The organism is Raineya sp., assembly GCF_053497555.1.
Map to the genome: position 1 here is coordinate 1 of NZ_JBRCWE010000064.1, position 21899 is coordinate 21899.

At 38.2% G+C, this 21899-nt stretch carries 13 protein-coding genes and 1 tRNA gene; 5 read left to right on the forward strand and 9 right to left on the reverse strand.

Features of this window, described 5'->3' with window-relative positions; genetic code table 11:
* Window positions 1–116: 116 nt before the first annotated feature.
* Both ACWITO_RS08270 and ACWITO_RS08275 read right to left on the reverse strand, forming a co-directional pair.
* Window positions 117–2540: a tetratricopeptide repeat protein gene (locus ACWITO_RS08270; RefSeq protein WP_448529525.1), complete on the reverse strand. Its 2424-nt coding sequence runs from the start codon at window positions 2538–2540 to the stop codon at window positions 117–119.
* A 10-nt stretch (window positions 2541–2550) separates the two neighbouring features.
* The gene (locus tag ACWITO_RS08275) at window positions 2551–4599 is read right to left on the reverse strand and encodes a TonB-dependent receptor plug domain-containing protein (protein WP_448529526.1); all 2049 of its coding nucleotides are present in this window, start codon (window positions 4597–4599) and stop codon (window positions 2551–2553) included.
* A gap of 134 nt (window positions 4600–4733) precedes the next feature.
* Between ACWITO_RS08275 and ACWITO_RS08280 the strand changes: the two genes are divergently transcribed.
* From ACWITO_RS08280 to ACWITO_RS08290, 3 genes are all read left to right on the forward strand, one after another.
* Entirely contained in the window at window positions 4734–5270 is a 537-nt protein-coding gene (locus tag ACWITO_RS08280; protein WP_448529527.1) for a hypothetical protein, read from the forward strand.
* A gap of 148 nt (window positions 5271–5418) precedes the next feature.
* A complete protein-coding gene (locus ACWITO_RS08285; RefSeq protein ID WP_448529528.1) occupies window positions 5419–5856 on the forward strand; it encodes a lipocalin family protein in 438 nt (145 codons plus the stop codon).
* A gap of 55 nt (window positions 5857–5911) precedes the next feature.
* Window positions 5912–6616 (forward strand): TapB family protein, encoded by a 705-nt coding sequence (locus tag ACWITO_RS08290; RefSeq protein ID WP_448529529.1) that lies wholly within the window; start codon window positions 5912–5914, stop codon window positions 6614–6616.
* A gap of 69 nt (window positions 6617–6685) precedes the next feature.
* On the opposite strand, the gene ACWITO_RS08295 is transcribed toward ACWITO_RS08290, so the two are convergent.
* Entirely contained in the window at window positions 6686–7549 is an 864-nt protein-coding gene (locus tag ACWITO_RS08295; RefSeq protein WP_448529530.1) for a ChaN family lipoprotein, read from the reverse strand.
* Between the two features lie 83 nt (window positions 7550–7632).
* Here ACWITO_RS08295 and smc point away from each other — a divergent pair, with 83 nt between their 5' ends.
* Window positions 7633–11172 (forward strand): chromosome segregation protein SMC, encoded by a 3540-nt coding sequence (gene smc / locus ACWITO_RS08300; protein ID WP_448529531.1) that lies wholly within the window; start codon window positions 7633–7635, stop codon window positions 11170–11172.
* Between the two features lie 134 nt (window positions 11173–11306).
* Here smc and ACWITO_RS08305 read toward each other — a convergent pair whose 3' ends face one another.
* From ACWITO_RS08305 to ACWITO_RS08315, 3 genes are all read right to left on the reverse strand, one after another.
* Complete coding sequence (locus ACWITO_RS08305; protein ID WP_448529532.1) at window positions 11307–12380, reverse strand: glycosyltransferase; 1074 nt, start codon at window positions 12378–12380, stop codon at window positions 11307–11309.
* A gap of 2 nt (window positions 12381–12382) precedes the next feature.
* The gene (locus tag ACWITO_RS08310; RefSeq protein WP_448529533.1) at window positions 12383–13798 is read right to left on the reverse strand and encodes a hypothetical protein; all 1416 of its coding nucleotides are present in this window, start codon (window positions 13796–13798) and stop codon (window positions 12383–12385) included.
* Between the two features lie 263 nt (window positions 13799–14061).
* Window positions 14062–14135 (reverse strand) — tRNA-Asp (locus tag ACWITO_RS08315).
* A 69-nt stretch (window positions 14136–14204) separates the two neighbouring features.
* On the opposite strand from ACWITO_RS08315, the gene ACWITO_RS08320 reads away from it, so the two are divergent.
* A complete protein-coding gene (locus ACWITO_RS08320; protein ID WP_448529534.1) occupies window positions 14205–14942 on the forward strand; it encodes a shikimate dehydrogenase family protein in 738 nt (245 codons plus the stop codon).
* 61 nt (window positions 14943–15003) lie between these two features.
* Here the strand turns inward: ACWITO_RS08320 and ACWITO_RS08325 are convergent, their stop codons facing one another.
* The 3 genes from ACWITO_RS08325 to ACWITO_RS08335 form a co-directional block, all read right to left on the reverse strand.
* Entirely contained in the window at window positions 15004–18222 is a 3219-nt protein-coding gene (locus ACWITO_RS08325) for a DUF7948 domain-containing protein (protein WP_448529535.1), read from the reverse strand.
* Window positions 18223–18419: 197 nt separating this feature from the next.
* Window positions 18420–20069: an SUMF1/EgtB/PvdO family nonheme iron enzyme gene (locus ACWITO_RS08330; protein ID WP_448529536.1), complete on the reverse strand. Its 1650-nt coding sequence runs from the start codon at window positions 20067–20069 to the stop codon at window positions 18420–18422.
* A 112-nt stretch (window positions 20070–20181) separates the two neighbouring features.
* Window positions 20182–21696, reverse strand: coding sequence for an SUMF1/EgtB/PvdO family nonheme iron enzyme (locus ACWITO_RS08335; RefSeq protein ID WP_448529537.1), 1515 nt, complete (start codon window positions 21694–21696; stop codon window positions 20182–20184).
* Between the last annotated feature and the right edge of the window lie 203 nt (window positions 21697–21899).

The window sequence follows — 21899 nt, forward strand, 5'->3', positions numbered from 1 at the left end:
TTATGGTCATTTTTATCCGAAGAATTATCAAAAAAAATAAATCCTAAACAACCTCTATGAAAGTTTTTTCAAATATGAGAAAACTTCACAAAATCAGGAATATTTTTGAAAAATTTTTATGCGACCTTGGGTTCTACCTGAAAGCCTATCACCAGCACATCATCAGTTTGTGCTTCGCTTGCTTCATTTTTCCATTTTTGATGGAAAATATGCAGATATTTCTGCTGATTATCCATTGTTTTTTGATAAATCTCTGTTAGTATTTGCTGAAACTTTCTTCTACCAAGTTTTTTGGCTTTCTCGCCTCCAAACTGGTCGTGAAATCCGTCAGAAAACATATACACACTCATTGGCTCGCTAATCAGAACCTCGTGAAGTGTAAATTGTCTATCCAAACCATAGTTAAAATCGCCCACAGGTTGATTATCACCTTTGATTTCTTGCAATTCTCCATTTCTGATAACATAAACAGGGTTCTTGGCACAAGCAAAAAGCAATTTATTTTCTTTGGGGAAATAGGCACAAGCCGTTACGTCCATACCATCAGTGGTTTGGCTATTCATTTGGTCTAGAGCTCTTATGATTTCGTTGCTTGCGATAGTGAGCAACTTATCGGGTGTTCGGGCTTGCTTTTCAAAAAAAGCCTTATTGAGCGAGGCACTGGCAATCATACTCATCAAAGCACCGGGCACGCCGTGCCCTGTACAATCAGCGACAACAATCATACACATATCTTTCGCCTCGGCAAACCAGTAAAAATCTCCGCTTACAATATCACGAGGCAAAAATAGCACAAAATTGTTTGGTAAAAACTTGGCAATATTAGAATTAGAAGGCAAAATACCTCGCTGAATACGGCTGGCATACGTGATAGATGCCGTCATATCTTTATTTTTCTTGTCTAGTTCTTTGTTCATTACATCAAGAGCATCTCTTTGAGCCAAAATTTCTTCTTGCTGTTGTTGCAATTCTTCATTTTGCTGATTGATTTCATCTTGCTTTTCTTTGAGTTCAAGATTTTGCTTTCCGATTTGAATGTTTTTTTCTCCAAGTTGTTTATTGAGTTTTTTGGTAATATTCAAACTTCTAACAACAAAAAACAAAGCTCCCAAAATCACTGCCCCAATACCAAAGAGTAAGTATTGAATTTGGGTTTGTTGGCGAATGGTGGCATCTTTAAGAGCCTGCTGTTCTTTAGCTAAATCAAGGTCTTTTTGCTTACGTTCTTTCTCTACTCTCTCACTTTCAGCAATAAAGGTTTGTCTTTCGGCTTCAGCCTTTTGGCGTTCAGCTTCTGATTTTTGTTTTTCGGTTTCGGCTTTTTGCTGTGCAAGAGCCAATAGATTTTCTATTTGCTGTTTTTCGGTTTGTTGTTGGCGAATACGAGCCGCCTGCAAGGCTTTGTCTTTTTGTAATGAGGCTAATTGCTCTTTTTGCAAAGCCAATTCTTTTTCGGCTTTTTGTCTTTGCAGTTCCGACTCGCGAAGGGCAGACTCTTTGCGTTCTTGCTCAACAAGAATAGATTTTATCTCACTTTCTTTACGTTCTACGGCTATTTCCTGCTCCAAATTTTTCTGAATTTCTTGCTGACGTTGCCGCTCTCTTTCAGCGAGAAGTTGTTGGTACTTGGTAGCATATTCTTGGGCATCTTTGTAGTTGGATTGAGCCTGATACACCATAGAAAGCACTTTGTAAGCGGCAAGTTGATTTTCAATGTCTTTATTTGCCTCTGCAATTCTACGAGCCTCGTCAGCTTTATTGATAGCCTCGTTGTTTCTATCTGAAAGGAAATAAGCCATTGCCAAATAATTAGCGGCAGAAGCCTTGATATTGGGATTATTGGTTTTGCTGGCTATCTTGGTGGCTTCTTCAAAATAGTAATTTGCCTTTTTGTAATCTTTGATTTGCAAATAAGTAACCCCCGAATTGATATAAGTAAAAGCTTTTTTTTCATCAGAATAGCTTTTATTATCTGTTTCGGACTTATTGATTCCTAAGGCTTTATTGAAAAATGATGCCGATTTATCTTTTTCGCCAAGTCTGCGATAAATTACGCCTAAATTGTTGTAGGTGTGAGAAAGTCCATTTTTATCATTTTTCTTTTCATAAAGTTCCAAGAGTTCTTGATTGTAGGCAAGGGCTTTGGTGTATTGTTTGCTGTATTGTGCGTATTCAGAGCAATCTTCCAAAACGCCTATCAAATCATCTGTTTCCTTACGATTTCGGTGATAAGAAGCAAGTTCCTCGCCTGTTTTAAGTACGCTGGCGTAATCTTGCAAGGCAATATAATTACTCATTAGTTGTCTTTTGATAACTGCAAAGCGGCTTTTAGAATCAGTTTGAAGCGATTTTTCGTAATATTCAACAGCTTTCTTGTAAGCTTTTTGCTCTTGATAGAGGCTCGCAATCTGATACATCAACTCACTTTTTTTGGTATTGGAAGTTTCTTTTTCTAGCTTTGCCAGAAGGTCGTTGAGGCTATTTTGTGAAAAGGCAAAGTGTGTAAAAAGAAGTAATAGAAAAATAATTTTGTTTCGCATAATGTTTCATTTAAGATTTCAAACGATAGGTAAGTCTGACATACAATTCCCTACCTTGCGAAGGTAGCACAATCCGACTGCTAAAATCTGTTTTCCAAGGTACAAACCATTGCCTTTGATTGAGTATATTGAAACAACCTATCCCAAAAGAAAGATTTTTGAGTAAAAAGTTATCGTAGTTGGCAAAAAGATGAATGTGCTGTTCATTGGAAAACTCTTGGGAGTCTGTTCTATCAAATAATGCATCAGCTATTTTGAACTTATTGGTCAAATACATAAAAGTAGGACTAATAGAGAAATCCTTAGTGATTTTGATATTTCCCTGAAGAGTAAATTTGTGAGCAGGCGTACCTGAAAAATCGGTAGGCACAAGGGGTAAGCGTTGTGCATCATTTGAAACACTCACTCTGTAAAAAGAATAACCTGCCCGCAGATAGCCCCATTTTTGCGACCATTTGCCATCTACTTCTATACCACGCGTACCCGAATTGCCTGTATTTGCATAGTTCAACCTCGGATTATTATTGATAAGCGTATCACGACGAACAATAAAATCACGGATAAAAATATCATAAGCATTGACGGTGATAAGCAAATTATCTTTCCACTTAAACCCTGTTTCAAATTCTACTAATCGATAAGTTTCAGGTTTCATTTCTGTACCTTCTACGGCAAACTGAATGTTCTGCACGGTGGGGTTTTTGAAAGCCCCTGAATAAAGAGCTTTGAAGTGTAATTTTTCAAATGCTCTTGTAATAGCAATTCTTGGTACAAAAACTGCATTGATATTCGTATATTTATCAATTCTACCTCCTGCCGTTATATTCGCAATAGAAGACTTGATATTAGCTTCAGCAAAAGCCCCAAAGTTTGCAAAAGTAGCTCTATCTGTACCATCTCTAAAACGAATGTTGTTAATATAACGGCTGTTGTCTAAAAATCCTTCGGTACCCAGAGTAATTGTAATATTTTCGCGTGGCTGATACAATAGATAAGAATTGGCGAGGAACCTTCTATCCAAAGTACCTGCAAAGTCCAAGACTATCACACGTCCTACTGGTTCATTGTTAGCATTATAGAAAGCCGCAGGAATATCAGTGAACGTGTAAGGATTCTGCTCTTTTACATTCAGACGAGTGTAAAGAGAAAGTTTATCCGATAAATCAAAACGATACCCTACGTTAAAATAAATGCCTCTTATATTCATCTGAGAATTGCCCAGTTGGGGTAAAGCATTGTAATAAGCATTTTGAATAAAACGAACATCTAATTTCTTGAACTTCAAGCCTACATTCACATAAGAAGTTTGAATATCTGAAAGTTGCTCATTATTTACGAAATTGTGGCGAGGGTCATCATTATACAAACCACCTATATAATTTACATCTGTCATTTTCCCTGCAAGACGAGCCGCACTAATACTTACCTCTAAACCATTGTTGAATTTGTTTAATGAATAAACTTCAATATTATTTCGCATTAAGGTTTGGGGAGAGCTAGCCCCAACAACACTCACGAAGCCAATTTCTTGATTAGAAGCAGGCATTTTAGTGATAATATTCACCACAGCAAGACCTGCCATACCTCCATAAATGGCTGAACCCGCCCCACGAATAATCTCAATTCTTTCGATATTACTAAGTGGAAATCGTTGCATCATAAAACTATACCCAAAAGAAATATCATTGATCTGTTGCCCATCTACTTGAAACAATATTTTAGCCTCATTTGCCCCATTACCTCGCACCGTAAGTACGGGTTGAATATCTAAGGCAAAATCAAAGCCGGGCACCATACGCATCACATCAAGTAAATCTTTGGCACCTGAATTACGGATTTCTTCTGCGGTAATGAGCGTAACTATACCCGGCGTTTCTCTAAGAGTCGTAGCTTTGAAACCCGCAATAGAAACACTGGGTTCTCCTTTGTCTAAACGCTCCAATTGCAGAAGCTCGTCAAATTCTGGATTGTAAAATGTAGGAAGGGAGTCTTTTTGTGCCAAACTACAAAAAGGAGAAAATATCCAAAAGAGCAGAATAGCTTTTATGATATAGGGCATAAGTAAATATTTTTACAATTATATGAAAAACCATACACAAATAATATTTTTTTGATGAAATATTTCTAATAAATTTTGATGCAATTCCACAAAATAATTTTACATTTGTAAATACGTAAAGCAAACCTTATTTTATGAATATTAAAGTTATGCTATTGGGAATCTTGCACATCCTATGTATCGTAGGGTGTGATACTAAAAAAGAACCCAAACCCGAACAACCTAATCAGCCCCAACTTACACCTCTAACACTTTCCGAAATTACAGGTACTTGGAAACTCGTAGCCGCTTCTCTCCTTGCTCCCATACCAATCTCCGATATTTATGATGTAAATAACTCTATACTTTTCAGTAGTTCTGCGGCAAGAGAAGGCTTTTGTAGTAAAAATTCCTTACTTAGTATCAATGCTGATAATACTTGCAACGAAGAGTTTATAGCCGCTACCTACAATTTTCCTAACTCCACAACCCAAAATTGCCCTGCTATTACTTACACAGGTAATTTTACCCTTAACTCCAATACCCGAACCATTACACTCACTTTCACTAACCCTACCAATGATAAGATTTATTTTGTAAAAAGCATAGAAAATGGCACAATGATTGTGGAATCAGAAAGTACACAAGGAGGAACCCCTTCCAAACGTTCTGTAACATATCAGAAGCAATAGAATTCATTGACGTAATATCTACCAAAGATTAGACGACTATTTCAAGATTTACAAGAAACGCTAAACCAATTTTTCCTGAATAAGACACAAAAATATTGTTTTTTAGTAGCCATTTTTTAATTTTGTACTATAAACTAAACCCTCTTTTATGAAAAAAACAACCTACTTTGCTCTGATGCTTTTGATTGCATCGCTTGGGGTATTTTCTTGTAAGAAAAAAGACCCTGAACCTACACCTCGCCAAAAAATTCTTGGCAAATGGAGAATGCTCTCTGGCTCTACCACCATCAGTGGAAGTACAACTCCTGCCGCTCCTTGCGAGCTTGATGACATCACAGAATTCAAGACAGGAGATGTTTATACTATTGATGAAGGTCCTACCAAGTGCGACCCAAGCGACCCACAAACCAGAACAGGAAGCTATAATCTGAATGAAGCTGGCACTACCCTCAATATCAACGACCCTTCTATTGGTATTGGTATCGCTTTTCAGGTTTTAGAACTAACCAATACGTCTCTCAAAATCAAAGCAACTAATGTGCTTGGCTTGGGAATAGATGTAGAATATACCTACCAAAAAATGTAAAAATGAAGCGACCTTGAAGGTCGCTTTTTTGTTCAATCTACTTAATTGCTCCATAATGAAAAAGATATTCTTGTTTTTGCTCGCAGGGCTATCGCTCAAACTTGTCCAAGCCCAAAATGGTAATTGCAATAATGGTTTTTTCCCTACTACACAAAGAAAAACAATAGAAGTAACCCATTACGACCGAAAAGACAAAGTTTCAATGGTCGTGAAAAATCAGTTAGAAAGAGTTCAGACCAATAGCCAAGGAATGGAAGTTTTTTTCAAAAGCGAAAGTTACAATCATAGAGGAAAACTGATGTTTAAGGCTGATTATACAGTGAAGTGCAAAAATGAAACCTTCTACGTTGATGCCCGCAACTGGGCGGGTCCTTCTATGGCACAACAAAATGCCCCTGATATGGAAACTACTATTTCGGGTGAAGGTGTTCCCTACCCTAATAATCTGACCGTAGGACAGCGGCTGCCCGATGCAGAAGTTGAAATCAAATCTACTTTGAAAGGTAGCCCCGTAGCACTGATGACTTTCCGTGCCAAAATTACTGACCGAGTAGTAGAGGGAAAAGAAACTATCCAAACTCCCGCAGGCACTTTTGAGTGCTTCAAACTCACTTACAAAGGGGATATCAAGGTTAGTTTTGTCAAGCAAAACCTAAACTATGTGGAATATATCGCCAAGAATGTGGGTGTTGTCAAGTTGGAAGCCTTTGATAAAAATGGTAAAAGAGAGCATTATCAGATACTAACAAAATTTGAATAAAAATCGCAAGCGAGGAGTTTCTTGAAATGAATATTCCTCGCTTGTTATTTCTAATTCTGAAAACGCTCCTCAATATGTTTTTGTCATATCCACAGGCGAAACTAAAATAAAATTAGCCTTGTTTTGGTTTTCTTTTTGAAGCTCTTGCAGATTTTCTTGCTCTACGGTAGCAATCGTAAGAATTTTCAAATCAGGTTTCTGACGTTTCAGATACCAAACAATGCCTTCAAAATTATCGGAATGATACGAACCGTTGAAATGCAAGAATATTTTTCCTTTTTGCCAATTCTGCAAGATAAAATGAGCCATTGTAGCATCTTTGATGGCTTGTGCTTGTGCAAAATATTCGGGCTTACTGCTACCACCGCCCATAGCTCCGTGAGAAGCCATTTTCATCATTTCGGCATAAGCGGGCAAAGACGCATCAAAAGCTATCGGCAAGGGGGCTATCCATTTTTTGGCATCTGCTGAAAGTTTATTCAACCCTTCCAAACCCTCACGCGATACAATATTTGCATACCTACGAGGTACATTGGTCGCAATAAAAGGAATTTTCTGCTTGATAGCAAAATCTAACAAAGGCTTGTAGTCGGTACGATAGTTATCCCACATTTTAGCTTCTTTGGTGAAATGGTTTTCTTTTATCCAACCATTCGCATATTCATCAAGCACTATCTGATTATCTGCTTCAAACATTTCTGCCCCTAAAACGAGCTTGCCTGCCTGCTTGGCGTGTAAATCTTTGAGCAATTGCAGTTGTAACCAATGACAAATAGAGTTGTTGTGCAGTTCACCGAAAAAGATAATATCAGCTTTTTCGGCTTCGGCAAGTAAAGAAGCATATTCTACCTTTTTGCCTTTGGCATCAAATAATTGATAAGCAGGTTTGGTTAGCATAAATAAACTAAACAATAAAATTCCAACTTTGAACATAATTTTCTGCATTTTGAGTGAGGCTTAAAATTAAGATTTTTTGCAAAATTTTCTATCTTTGCCTTCCAAAAGTTTTCTTTATTATGTTACTAACCAAACTGGAAATCAAAGGCTTCAAGAGCTTCGGCGATAAAGTTACCATTTTATTTGATGAAGGAGTCACGGGGATTGTAGGGCAAAATGGCTGTGGTAAGTCTAATGTTGTAGATGCTATTCGCTGGGTGTTGGGCGAGCAAAAAACCCGTGCCTTGCGTTCCGATAAAATGGAAAATATCATTTTCAATGGTACTAAAAAGCGTAAGCCTTTGAACCTTGCCGAGGTTTCGCTTACTTTCAAAAATACTAAAAATATTCTTGCTACCGAGTATTCGGAAGTTACCATTACTCGCCGCTTGTATCGTACAGGCGAAAGCGAATACTTGCTCAACAATGTACCTTGTAGGCTCAAAGATATCAACAACCTTTTTTTAGATACGGGTATCGGACCTGATAGTTATGCAATTATTGAGCTGAAAATGGTTGATGATATTCTCAACGACAAAGAGAACTCTCGCCGCAATCTTTTTGAAGAAGCCGCAGGCATTTCCAAATTCAAAGTGCGTAAAAAAGAAACCCTAAAAAAATTAGAAGATGCCGATTTAGACCTTTCGCGTGTAGAAGATATGCTCTTTGAAATTCAAAAACAACTCAAAACCCTTGAACGCGAAGCCAAACGAACTGAAAAATATTTCAAAACCAAAGAAGAATATAAAAATGCCAGCCTTGAACTTGCCAAAAAAAGCGTCAGCGACAAACGCGAACTGATGCTCCATTTGGCTAATCAGTTGCAAAAAGAAAACGATGAAAAACTCCATATTCAAACACAAATCACAGAAAAAGAGGCTCTTATTGAAAAGCAAAAAAATGATTTTGCCTTTCAAGGCGAAGCCGTAAGAACCAAACAAAAGGAAGTGAATGAGTTTTTTAATGAAATCAGGCAGTACGAAAATGAAAAGAAAATCAGGCAAGAACGCATCAAGATGCTTTATGAAAAACAAAAAAGTCTTCAAGAGCAAATAGAACACGATAAAGAACGTGAGCAAGAAATTCAAAGACAAATTACAAACTGGCTTGTAGAAAGAGGCTCTGCCGAAAAATTGATGAAAGAACTTTGGCTAGAACTGCAAAATATTAAAGCCGAATATGAAACCGAACAACAAAAAGTAAATGCCCTTCAAGGCGAATTTGCAGAACTTTCTACTTTGCTCAGTAGCAAGCAAGAGGCTGTTTTTGCTCTTACGAAACAATACGAAATCAAGCAAACGCAAATCAAATCTTTGGAGCAAGAAATTGCCAAAAGCAAATCGGAAGGAACGCAAAGAAATGAAGATTTAGCACTTTTTCAGGAACAATTGGAACTATGCCAAAACGAACTGCAAGACCTAAAAGATGAATTGGAACGCTTACAAACCAATGAAAACGATTTGCAAAGCCGTTTGCAAGACCTTCTGGACGAAAACGCTGAAATCAAAGAAATTTTAATCCAAAAAAACCGCTTGCTTGATGCCAAACGCAACGAATACAAACTTACTAAATCTTTGGTAGAAAATTTAGAGGGTTTTCCCGAAGCTATCAAATTCTTAAAAAAGCAAGATTTCTTTTCACAAACCCCCTTGCTTTCCGATATTTTTACTTGCCAAGACGACTACAAACCCGCCATTGAGGCTTTTTTGGAGCATTTATTAAGTTTTTACATTGTCAAAAATTCGCAAGAAGCCCACGAGGCAATCTCTTTGCTTGCCAAAGCTGAAAAAGGCAAAGCCAATTTTTTAATTTTAGAAAGCATACTACCCGAAAAGAAACCTACTCCAAAGCCTCAAAATTGTATTTCTGCTCTTGAAATTTTGGAATTTGAGCCTATTTATCAAAATTTATTTGCACACTTGTTTGAAAACGTCTTTTTGGCAGAAAAAGAAAGCATTTCTGACCTGCAAAAAAAGCACCCCGAATGTATTTTTGTAAGCAAAGATGCCCAAATAGTTAGTCGGAAGGCTCGTATTTCGGGAGGCTCGGTGGGGAGCTTTGAAGGTAAAAATATTGGTAGAAAAAAGCAGTTGGAAACCTTGCAGAAAGAAATAGAGGCTTTGGAAAGTGAAATTTCAGACCTACAAGAGCAAAGCCAAGCCAAACAAGCAGAAATCAATGATTTGAAAAATGCTTCTTTCAAAGAACAAATCCGAGAAACACAAATTGCTTTCCATAAAAAAAATGAGCAATTCATAGCCCTTCGTACCAAAACCGAACAGCTACACAGCCTTATTGAAAGCGGCTCGGAAAATTTGGAAAGTCTGCAAGAGCGTTTAGAGGAGTACCATAGCCAGCTCAAAGCTCTCGAACCGCAAATCAAGCAAACCGAAGCCGAATTGTACGCTATACGCGAGGAGCATACTACCAAAAATCAACTTTTACAGAAAGCTAACGATTGGCTATCGCAAAAATTAGGCGTTTTGAATCAGCAAAATCTGAAATATCATCAGCAGGAAAGCCGTGTGCAAAGCATAGAACAAGAAATCAAATTCAATGAAAGTGCCTTAGATGCCCTGCGAAATCGTTTGCAAAAAAATAATGAAGAATTAAGCCGTGTTAGCATTGAAATTGAAGGCTTTGAAGAAACCAAAGAAGCCGAAGACGACAAAATTCTTTTGATGTACGAGCAGAAATCTGTTTTGGAAAGAGAACTGAACGAAATTGAAAAAGAATACTATGCTTTGCAAGGCGAAATTGGAAGGTTGGAAAAGGAAGTACGCGAATTGCAAAGAAAGCGTGAGCAAATAGATTTGATTATAGGCGAAATCAATGCGAAAATCAATGAAACAAAGCTATCTTTTACAAGTATCAAAGAAAGGCTTTCGGTGGAATTTAATGTAGATTTAGAGGCATTGATGAGTGAAGAGAATGTAGAAATTTCAGCCAAAACCGAAGCAGAACTCAAAAATGAAGTACAAAGGCTCAAAAATGTTTTAGATACCATTGGGGCAATTAACCCTATGGCAATGGAAGCCTACAAAGAAATCAAAGAAAGGAACGATTTTATTGTTGCCCAAAAAGAAGATTTGCTCAAAGCCAAAAATTCACTTTTAGAAACTATCCAAGAAATAGACACAGTAGCACGCGAAAACTTTTTAGCAACTTTTGAAGCTATCCGACAAAATTTTCAGAAGGTTTTTCGCTCGCTTTTCACCGAAGAAGATACTTGCGATTTGGTACTTTTCAATCCTGAAAACCCGCTGGAAAGCCCTATTGATATTATTGCCAAGCCCAAAGGGAAACGTCCGCTTACTATCAATCAGCTATCGGGTGGGGAAAAAACACTTACCGCAACCTCTTTGCTTTTTGCTATCTACCTCATCAAACCTGCCCCTTTTTGTATTTTTGATGAGGTTGATGCCCCTCTTGATGATGCCAATGTAGATAAATTCACGAATATTATTCGCAAGTTTTCCGAAGAGTCGCAATTTATTATTGTTACCCACAACAAACGTACAATGGCGGCAACGGATATAATGTACGGAATTACAATGTTTCCCGAAGACCCTGGCGTTTCAAAATTAGTGCCTGTGGATATGCGTGTATTACAAACGTAGAGATAAGGCAATGCCTTGTCTCAATAAAAAATTATAGAAATGCCTTGTCTCAAAATTATTGCACCGCCTTGTCCCAATAAAAAAATTATGACACCGCCTTGTCCCAAAATTATTGCAGTGCCTTGCAAAAAAAATCAATCAAAAAATTGTTCAAAGTTTTTCTGATTAGCCCTCACAGAGTAACGTTCAATGATTGTTTTTCGGGCATTTTTGCCCAAATTTTGCCTTAATTCAGCGTTTTCAAGCAGTAGTAAGAGCGTTTGTTCCCATTCCTCGTTGCTTTCACAAAGAAAGCCATTGTAGCCATTTTGCACAATTTCAGTATTTACGCCCACAGGAGAAACCACAGGAACAATTTCCAAAGCCATATATTGCAAAGCCTTGAAGCCACATTTACCTCTTGCCCAATCGTCATCAAGAAGTGGCATTATACCAATATCCAAAAGCATAAGGTCTTGAATTTCAGTATCTTTTTGCCAAGCAAGATATTCTAAATTAGTAAGACTGAAAGTAGGCGGTTTATCGGAAATCAGCAGAAATATAAAATTTTTCTGCTTGGCAATTTTGGCTAAAATAGGTAGTAGTGGCTCAAGGTATTGAATGGTAGAATGTGTGCCTGTCCAGCCAATTACGGGTAGATTTTTCTTTTGCACCTGAAATTGATGAGGATTATGCCAATTTTCGGTATCAATGGTAGTGGGATTGATAAAAACATTCAGATTGAATTTTTGGGCATATTCGGCTAAAAAGCGATTGCCTGCCGAAACTTTGTAAGCCCAAGAGCAAATAAGTGCAGTTTTTTGATGAAATTTGAGCCAAGCTACTATTTTATTTACTTCCGAAGTATTGGGTAGCCAAATGGCATCGTCAAAATCAAATATCATTTTTTTACGAAAAACCTTACAAGTAACCCACTCTACAAAAGGAAAGCCCAAAGGAGTAGCTTCGCGATGCACAAAAACCATATCATAACGAGGTATCTGCCCCAAAAGCCACAAGCGTCTGATAAATCCTTTCAAAATCCCCCAAATTTTCTCAAAAATATGCCCTTTTTTGTATAAAATTTTCCAAGTTTTTTCGTCTAAAAATGGTTTCAGTGTGATTTTATAGCCTTTTTCCTGTAAAAAGTCTAAATATTGCTCAAAGCGAAATCTTTGCGAACCCGCTGTTCCCGAAGGGTATGGAAACATAAATAAAAGTTTCTTCATAACTATCTTCTTGCTTCCGAATTTTTCAATTTCCACCAGCCTTTTTCTCCTTGGTACTCATATTTTTGAGCCAGCGAAGGTAATCGTTTGAATATTTTTTCAATAGTATTTTTTTCTCCTGTAATAATGGTAGGCAAATCTTGTGAGAGTCTGTCGTATATTTCGGCTTGTATATCGTAATAGTCTAAGAATTGTAAATGTTTTTGAGCAAGCTCGTAATGAAAATAAGGCGTTGAGGCTTTATTTTTTAGGTAAAATTCCCACCTTTTTCCCAAAAACCAAATTTTTTCCTTCTGAATATCAGGTACTTGCAAAGGCTCAAAAAGCGTAATATATTTTTGCCATTTGATAGGGATTTTTTGAAGCAAAAAAATGTAGTTAAAACTGATACAAACAAGCAAAAAAAACACAAAAAGTATTTCACGCAACCACCTGCTTCTGAATAGCAAAAATAAATGAGCCACAAAAAATGCTACTATTGCCCAAAAAGGAGCAAAACTATACATAGAAATTTCAGGCGTAAAGAAAACGCCTAAAACCCCAAAAATCAGCATAAACAAGAGTGCTTGTTGGGAACGTATCTGATAATTGATAAAACCGCCACTTTGCAAAAGGAAAAGAACTCCAAAAAGTAAAAAAATAATGGGTAGTGCCAAAAAAATAGCAAAATGCAGAAAAGACATCGCATAGTCTTTACTTAGCCAAAAGCCGCTCAAAGCAAAAAACTCCACGAATTGCCCAAAAGCATCTTTGAAATAAAAAATAAGTCCGAAAAGGGCAAAAGGCAGAAAAGCCCCCAAACAAAGCAAAACATATTCCCTTATCTGCGTACCCGAAAGTGTAGCAAAGACAAACATTACTCCCAAAAGCCAAAAAATACTTGGAAAGTAGCATAATATCGCAATGCCTAAATAAATACCAATATCAAAGCCTTTCTGATAGTGGTACTGTTCGTTTAGGTGCAGAAGCAGATTTCCCAAAGCAATAATCAGAAAGGTACTGGCAAGTATTTCGGGAGTAAGTGTGAAACAATCCCACCAAAGCGAAGCCAAAAGCAGGTAAATCAGTGCTGGCACTTGGTTTCTTTCGTGGTACATTTTCGTTTTGATAAGCCAGTAGTTCCACTGAATAGCCTGCACGAAAACGAGCAAACTCGCCAAAATATGCAAAGGCACTACACTTTTTCCAAAGAAAAAATAAGAAATACCATACACAAAAGCAGGTAGAATGGGCGTATTATCCCAAATATCAATGTAAATCCAATTTCCTTCAGCAATTTTTTCGCCCAAAGCCAAAAATTTAACCTCAATGGGTAAAAGAGGCACGCCTATCCACTCGGCAGGCAAACGAATGGCTATAAAAAGTAAAGCCAGCAGTATGGTGCCAAAAATAGAACTGCTACGAAAAATGTTTAACACACCGTCAATTATTTACGTTCAAAAAATTTAGCGTTTGATGTTCAATCCTTTAAGAGTTTTCTCTCTCCTTTTCTGTCTGACATCTATTTTCTAAAATCCTGTTTCCTGAATCTTGTTTCCTACTTCTTTACTGCTACAAACTATACCTAAACAATTACAACACAACTTTACACCTTAATATTTTTGCAGTGAAATTAGCGAAAAATATCTAAACTACGATATTAAGCAATAAAAAAGCCTTAAACTTTGATGTTTAAGGCTTGCGGAACGGACGGGGCTCGAACCCGCGACCTCCTGCGTGACAGGCAGGCATTCTAACCAGCTGAACTACCGCTCCGTTTTTGGTGTTGCAAAAGTAGAAATCTTTTTCTTTCTTGCCAAATATTTTCTTAAAAATTTTTTCACAATGAAAAAACTTGGACTGATTGGATACCCCCTAACTCATTCATTTTCAAAAAAATATTTTCAAGAAAAATTCTTTCAGGAAAATTTGCATAGCTACACATACGAGCTGTATCCCATAGAAAATATTAGTCAATTTCCCCAGCTACTTGCCCAAGAACCCGAACTTATCGGCTTAAATGTTACCATTCCGTACAAAGAGCAAATCTTGCCTTTTTTGGACGAGATACACGAAAATGCCCAAAAAATTGGTGCTATCAATACCATAGCTATCCAAAATGGCAAAAAAATAGGCTATAATACCGATTATGAAGGTTTTTTGGTTTCTCTACAAAATTGGATAAGCTATCAAAAGCCTTCCAAAGCTCTTGTTTTAGGAACAGGTGGAGCAAGTAAAGCCGTGCAAGCAGTTTTAGAACATCTACAAATTCCTTTTCAAGTGGTTTCCAGAAATAAAAAAGCCACACAGCTCACCTATCAGGAAATTACACCAGCACTTATTGAAAGTTCTACGCTTATTATCAATACAACGCCTTTGGGTATGTACCCCGCACTCAATACCTGCCCCCCTTTGCCTTACGAGTGTATCAATAGCAAGCATTGGCTTTACGATTTGGTCTATAATCCCGAACTAACACTCTTTTTGCAAAAAGGCAAAGCTCAAGGAGCAAATATCAAGAATGGTCTGGAAATGCTTTACTTGCAAGCAGAAGCGGCTTGGAATATTTGGAAAAGGATTTAACACTTATCAAAAAAGCCTCTGCAAAATAGCTTTACAGAGGCTTTTGAAAATTTTATTAAAATTACTTCATCACTTGCAACCAACCACTACAATTTACTCCCGAAGGGGATTCCAAATGGTAATAATAAGTTCCTGAAATTACTTCTTTGCCTCCTCCCCACTCTTTTTGGTAGTTATCAGACTGAAACACCAGCTTACCCCAACGATTCCAAATCTTTATTTTAGAGCCTGCTTCCGCCACCTCAAAAACATCATTCACACCATCGTCATTAGGGGTAATGACGTTGGGAGGGAAAATAGGCGGTTTGGGGACATACACCTTCTTTTCGGCTTTGGTTTCGCAATCATTCAAATTTACGCCTACAAGTGTAATAGTATATTCTCTATCAGGAATGAGATATGCGTGTTCAGGCGGGTTTGCACCTGTGTAGGTAGTACCCTCGCCCATAGTCCAACGGAACTGCTTGAATTTGAGTGTATCTACATTCACCAGATTGAGCTTTACACGATAAGGCGTGTTGCAATCTTTTACAAGTTGAAAATCAAAATTCACAGGTTCGGCTTGGATAACGGTAACCCTAACTTGCTTTCGCACTGTGCAGTTATCGTCTTTCATTTCTAATGTATAAGTGGTAGTTTGCAAAGGCGAGGCGATAGGGTTGGCAATATTAGGGTTGCTCAAACCTGTTGAGGGTGTCCAACGATAGGTTTTAGCACCACTGGCTACCAACTGCACACTGCTAAACTTACAAATAGTTACATCATTAGGGGCTTGGAAATTAGGAATAGAAATCACCAAATCTTGAACCTTTTGAGCCGTTTTGTTGCAACTGGTTACAAACAAACGAACCTTATAGTTTCCTGAACTAGCAAAAGTATAAGAGAAATTTTGTTGAGTGGTATTGGTAAATAAAATGTTTCCTGCAATATCGTAAATTGTCCATTCAAAGCTATCAAATTCGGTAACATTGGGCGGAAACACAAAATTCACAAGAGCCGAGCAAGATGTTCCTCCACCAATGATAGTCGTATTGCTGGTAGGGTCTTGCATTGTAAAATCGGCATTGATATTAGTTTGGAATTTGAATACGGCACAATCCCAACCTGCCCCTGAGGCAATTGTAGATTGCCAAACGCCTGTTGTAGTCTGAAAACCACTATTTGTACAAACTGCGTGATAAACGGTTCCATCTTTGGCAAAACGGCTTGTACCGCCATCAACGTGTTCGCCAGAGGAAGCTCCGCCTACAAAAGTTGCATACAGCAAACCTGCCATATTAGGACGATACACAGCGAGATAAAAATCCCTGCCATCGGTAGTGCTTTTGAAAGCATCAGGCGTAACAGGCGAACCTGTAACATTGGGAATACTGCTCCAACCACCATAACCCGCAATATAGATATTTCCACAAATATCTACCAAAAAAGCCGTAGGCGAAAGATTGTAAGTACCATTGCTATTGCCTACACGGGTACTCCATTCGCTAACGGTCAAATCGCCATTAAGTTTATGGATAAATTGCCCGCTATTGCCATTATTATACACACTGGCAGGTGCAATAGGGTAAGTTGCTCCACGACTTTGTCCGTAGGCATACGCATTGCCATCTACATCTAAATCAATGAAAAAAACCATATCAGGCTGAGCTGTACCGAGATAAGTAGAACGAATCAAATTGCCATTGCTATCAAATTTTGCAAGAAATCCGTCATCATTCCCAAAAGCTGAAGTATTTAGCCCTGTGGCACTGGGCAAATTGGTGCTTCTCGTGCCTCCACCGATATAGATATCGCCTGCGGCATTTGTTTTTACTGAAAGCCCAATATCTAGTCCATTTCCACCGAAGTAGCGTCCAAAAACCAAGTTAAGGTTATCATCAAATTTCAAAAGCAAAGCATCTTGACCGCCCTGTAAAGTACCTGTTACTCCCGCAATAGTATTGGAAGTAGTATTGGTAGCTACAAAAATATCGTTATTGCTATCTACGTAAATATCACCTCTACTGCCATCGCCATAGTTATCTATCGTCCAAGCCAAAGAACTTGCCTTGATAGCTTCGTTGCCATTCCCCCCAAGCATTCGGGCACGGTTCAAAGAGCCATTATCGTTGAGTTTTACGATATACATATCCGTACCATTGCTATACGTAGAAGCCGTAACCGAAGCAGAAGTACCTCCTTGGAAAGTGGGTCCGAAAGTTATGGGGAAATCCGTAGAGCCTGTTGCCCCAAAAGCATACAGGCGATTATCGTTATCTACTACCAAGCTATGTGGAATTTCGTTTTGGTTACCTCCCACAAAAGTTACATACAAAAGTGTAGTACCCGTAGGATTATATTTATACAAACGAATATTGATAGAACCTCCCAAAGTACCTACATTGGTAGGTGTAGGCGAGCCTGAACGCATACCGGGTCCGAACGAAGTAGAACCCGAATAAAGATGTCCTGTTTCATCAAAACAAGCAGTATTACCATAATTGCTTGAAGTCGCTCCCGAATAAGTCGCAAATACAATACCTGGGTCTATGATAAGCGGGTATTTTTTGTTGTACCCTTGTGGAAACTCAAAACTCACAACATTGCCATTTAGAACAAATTTGGTAGGAACTTCTACTTCTTTTCCCTTGATAATCTGATAGCTATAAGGCTTTTTCTCATAGATACTTCCCAAAGTAGTTTTAATTTCCAAAGAGCCATCAGGCAAAATCTCCAAGCCCGAAGCATACTCATACTGCATTTGAATAAGGCGAGGATTCGCACCTGTTTCCAAATGGAATTCATATTTCAGCGAAGTGCCTTTACTAAACAAATGATAAGAAATATTGGGGTAAATACTTTCAAAAAGAACTTTTTTATAGGTATTGCACTGGTCTGCCCAGAATGTTTTATCATTGCCCAAATAATAATTGTACTTGGTAGGTTGCATTTCTGTTGGCTTGGCTTGCACCGGACTTGCCCCCAAAAATTTTACCACGAAACTATGAAAGCGAATTTCTGCATCGGGGCTTATATCTTCGGGGTGTTCTTGATGATAGCGTTTATGAACTGCTTGCTCGTCATAGAAAAAATATTGCAAACTGCCATTTTGCACATCTAAAAAACCCGAAGGTATTTCGGCACGTAGCTGAATATCCTTGTACCATTGTCCTTTGTTTTCTACAAAAGAGATTTGAGCAGGAGCTACCTCCAAGTTTTTGATAGGTGTTTGTTTCTTTTGAGCGAAAACACTGCTCACTATGCCCCCCCACAAGAAAATGAGTAGATATTTGTGTTTCATTGTAAAAAAATTTTGCCTGACAAAAGTTTATCAGGCAAATTTACTAAAAAAAAGGAATTTTCAAAACAAAATTTTGCAAAAAGGGTTATTTTTTATTAGCTTGCCCGAAACTTGTGTAAATAAGTTTGAATTTTGGGCAATTCCCCCCTAAACCTTTGAATCTCAAATAGACTGGATTGCAAGATATTGGGCAATTTCTACTCTTGCTCTTCCTGCTCGTCTTTATTTTTCTTTTTACTTTTTCTTTGTTCTTTTTCTTGGGCTTTCTGTTGTTTTTCTTTTAGTCTCTGTAGTTTTTTACGCTCTTTGGCTTGTTGAGCCTCAAATTTAGCTTTTCGTTTCTTTTGAGCATCTGTAAGGTCGGCATCGCTGGTAATAGTATTATCTTTGGGTTTTTCCTTTTTAGGTGCATAATTCATCGCACAACGGAAACCCAAAGTAGCCAAACTTCTATCCATTTCTAAATATCTACGTGTACCGGGAATAAGCCAGTAAGCCACATCTTTCCAAGAGCCACCTTTATAGACTTTGAAGCGAGCTAGTTTTTCTTTTGCCACAATATTGCCGGATAAACCAAGCATATTATGGCTCATTGCACTGGGGAAAGGCATTAAATTTTCTTTGGCAATATCTATGGTGTCTTTTTGTTGCTGTTTAATTTTTTGTCCTTTCGCTTTCATTGTGGTATCCGACCTGCCATAAAGCATCACATTCAGCGTGAGCTTATTCTGATAAGTAGAATCCATATAAGTAGCGGCTCTTTTCACTTGGCGTAAATCGGGGTATTCTTCCCAACCTTCCACAAAATAAGCATCTTCTACCCATTCATTTACATTACCAGCCATATTGTACAAGCCAAAATCATTGGGCGGATAGGAATAAATAGATGCCGTAACCATTGCCCCATCGTTGAGCCTGCCTGCAATACCCGCATAATCGCCTCTACCACGTTTGAAATTGGCTAAAAATAGCCCTTTGTTCGGATTGTAAGGGTTGCGGGTTTGACGAGTATCCCAAGGGTATAAGCGTTCTTTACCAGCGGCACGAGCATTATCGTATTGCGTAGCTACCATAGCCTTGGCGGCGTACTCCCATTCGGCTTCGGTAGGCAAACGATAATCTGGAAACTTGATAATATTGGAAGTATCAATTTTTTCTGGCTTGGTAAATTGACCTACGGTGAGCTTTCCGTCTAATTTTACGCCCGTGTAATAGCTTTTCGTTTCTTGGTAATGATTTACCATTTTGGTTCGCCACTTGCAAAACTCTTGTGCCTGAATCCAAGTAACTCCCACAACAGGATACATTCTAAAACCTGGGTGGCGAAGATAGTTTTTGACATAAGAATCATTGGCGGCGGCTTCCGAAGCCCAAACGGTTGTATCAGGCAATAAAACCTCTTCGGCATACTCCTCAAAGGTCATTCCTGCGGGGATAGAATCGCGATTATGATAAAAAAAATTCATAAATTCAAGCCAGTGGATATTGGCTATTTCGGTTCTATCCATATAAAAAGAAGGCACAATCACACGAGTCAGGCGATTGCGAGAAAGGTTGATGACATCTTCTTCGGTAATTCCCATCACGAAAGTTCCCCCCTCAATAAAAACCATATTAGGAGCATTGGGCATATCGTAGTATTTTGCCACAAACATACTGTTATCAACAGTACTATCGTTGTAGGGAATACCTGTAACCTGACTGACACCATCTACATTACCCGCTTGCATATCCTCAAAGGATTGCCGTTCGGTTTTATCTTTCTTCTTGAATAAAGAGCAAGCCGAAAAAGTATAAAGAACTATAAGTAGAAAAGCCAAGTATATGTATCGGACTTGAATTTTCATAAAGAAGTTTTTGAAATAATGCTTCAATTTCAAGATTTAGCTGATAGGATTTTTGCAAACACAAAAAGGCTTTGATAACACACAAAGCCTTTTTGTGGGTATCTATAAGGAATTATCTGTACTGACCGCCCACACGCTTATTGCTTCGGCGTTTTTCACCTACTTTCTCACCTGCCATAATCATAGCACAGCGGAAACCAATATAGTCGCGAGCTTCAAATTTGTTCAAATATCTTCTTGTTCCGGGTGAAAGCCAATAAGCTACATCTCTCCAAGAACCACCTTTATATACTCTTGCACTATCATCAACCAAAGAGTTTTTCTTACCTGCGAGCAAATAATTAGATGTAGGGTCGCCTACCACAGATTTAGAAGGGTCTGATTTGAGTTTAGTGCTATCTAATTGAATTCTTCTCACAGGGTTCAAATCATTTACATCTTCAAAAGCCAAAGGACGATACACATCTTCAACCCACTCAGCTACATTGCCCCCCATATTGTAAAGACCAAAATCGTTGGGAGGATAAGCATATACCCATTCTGTAATAAGGGCGGCATCATTTTGCTTGCCTGCAATACCTGCATAATCGCCTCTACCACGCTTGAAGTTAGCTAAGAAAAAGCCCATTTGCTTTCCGTAAGGGTTACGCGTTGCGTGTCCGTCCCAAGGATACACACGATTGTTGGACTGGTTTTCATCTTCATATTGTGTGCCTATCATACCTTTGGCGGCGTATTCCCATTCCGCTTCAGTAGGCAGACGATAATCAGGCATAATTACACCACTCTCCAAAGGAGCATCTTTAGCCGTTTTGTATTGGCTTAAAAATCCGTCTTTGTCTTTCTTTTTAGCCTCATTGAATAGATATTCGTTAGCGGCACGCGTACGCCATTTACAGAATTCTTGTGCTTGCACCCAATTGATACCCACCACAGGGAAAAAGCGGAAGCCGGGATAACGCAAGTAGTTGGCAACATAAGAGTCATTGAATGCCGTTTCTCTTGCCCACACAGTAGTATCAGGACGTAAAATTTGTACTACAAAGTAAGAGTAGTCAAAACGCTTTACGTCGTTGGGGTCAATGACATCAAGTTTTTGGAAATTGTATTTATTGGTTTTGGTGTTATTCAAATAATCCACGTAAGAATTGTATCGGTCAGTTTTTTTAGAGTCGTAAGTATAGCCGTCGTGGATATTAGGGATTTCAGACTTGTTTTTGTCTTGCTTGTAGAACTCCATAAACTCAAGCCAGTGGATATTTGCCACTTCGGTCATATCCATATAAAAAGATTGGATACTGATAGCTCTCTCACGATTATCGCGGGTGTAAAGAATATCCTCCTCCCCTGAACCCATCACAAAGCGTCCTCCTTCAATAAATACCAAATTGGGACCATCGGGTTGTCCTAAATAAGGTCTTACTTTTAGCGAGGTGTAAGCACCTGTATCTTGCATATTGTAAGGTATGCCCGTAACTTGGCTAAACATACCTTTCTTATGGACATTGTCGCTTCGTTGCACCTGCATTGGGAAGCCTTCGCTTTGTTTTTTCCCAAACATACTACACGCCCCAAGCGTAACCGCACACGTACCCGCTACGAGCAAGGTTTTCATACTTTGATTCATAATTCTTGGATTTTTTAACACTATTTCAAGTTTTTTGAGGTTACATCAGTAATTGTACCAAAATTGAGAGTTTTTTTTGAGTTCGCCAAAATTTTTTGAAAAAATTTTTCAAAAAAAATTTTGAAGCAGACATTTTGTCAGCACTTTTGCAACTCTTTGGCACTTTTTTATGTTTATGATTTTGCCTCAAAAGTAAATATTTT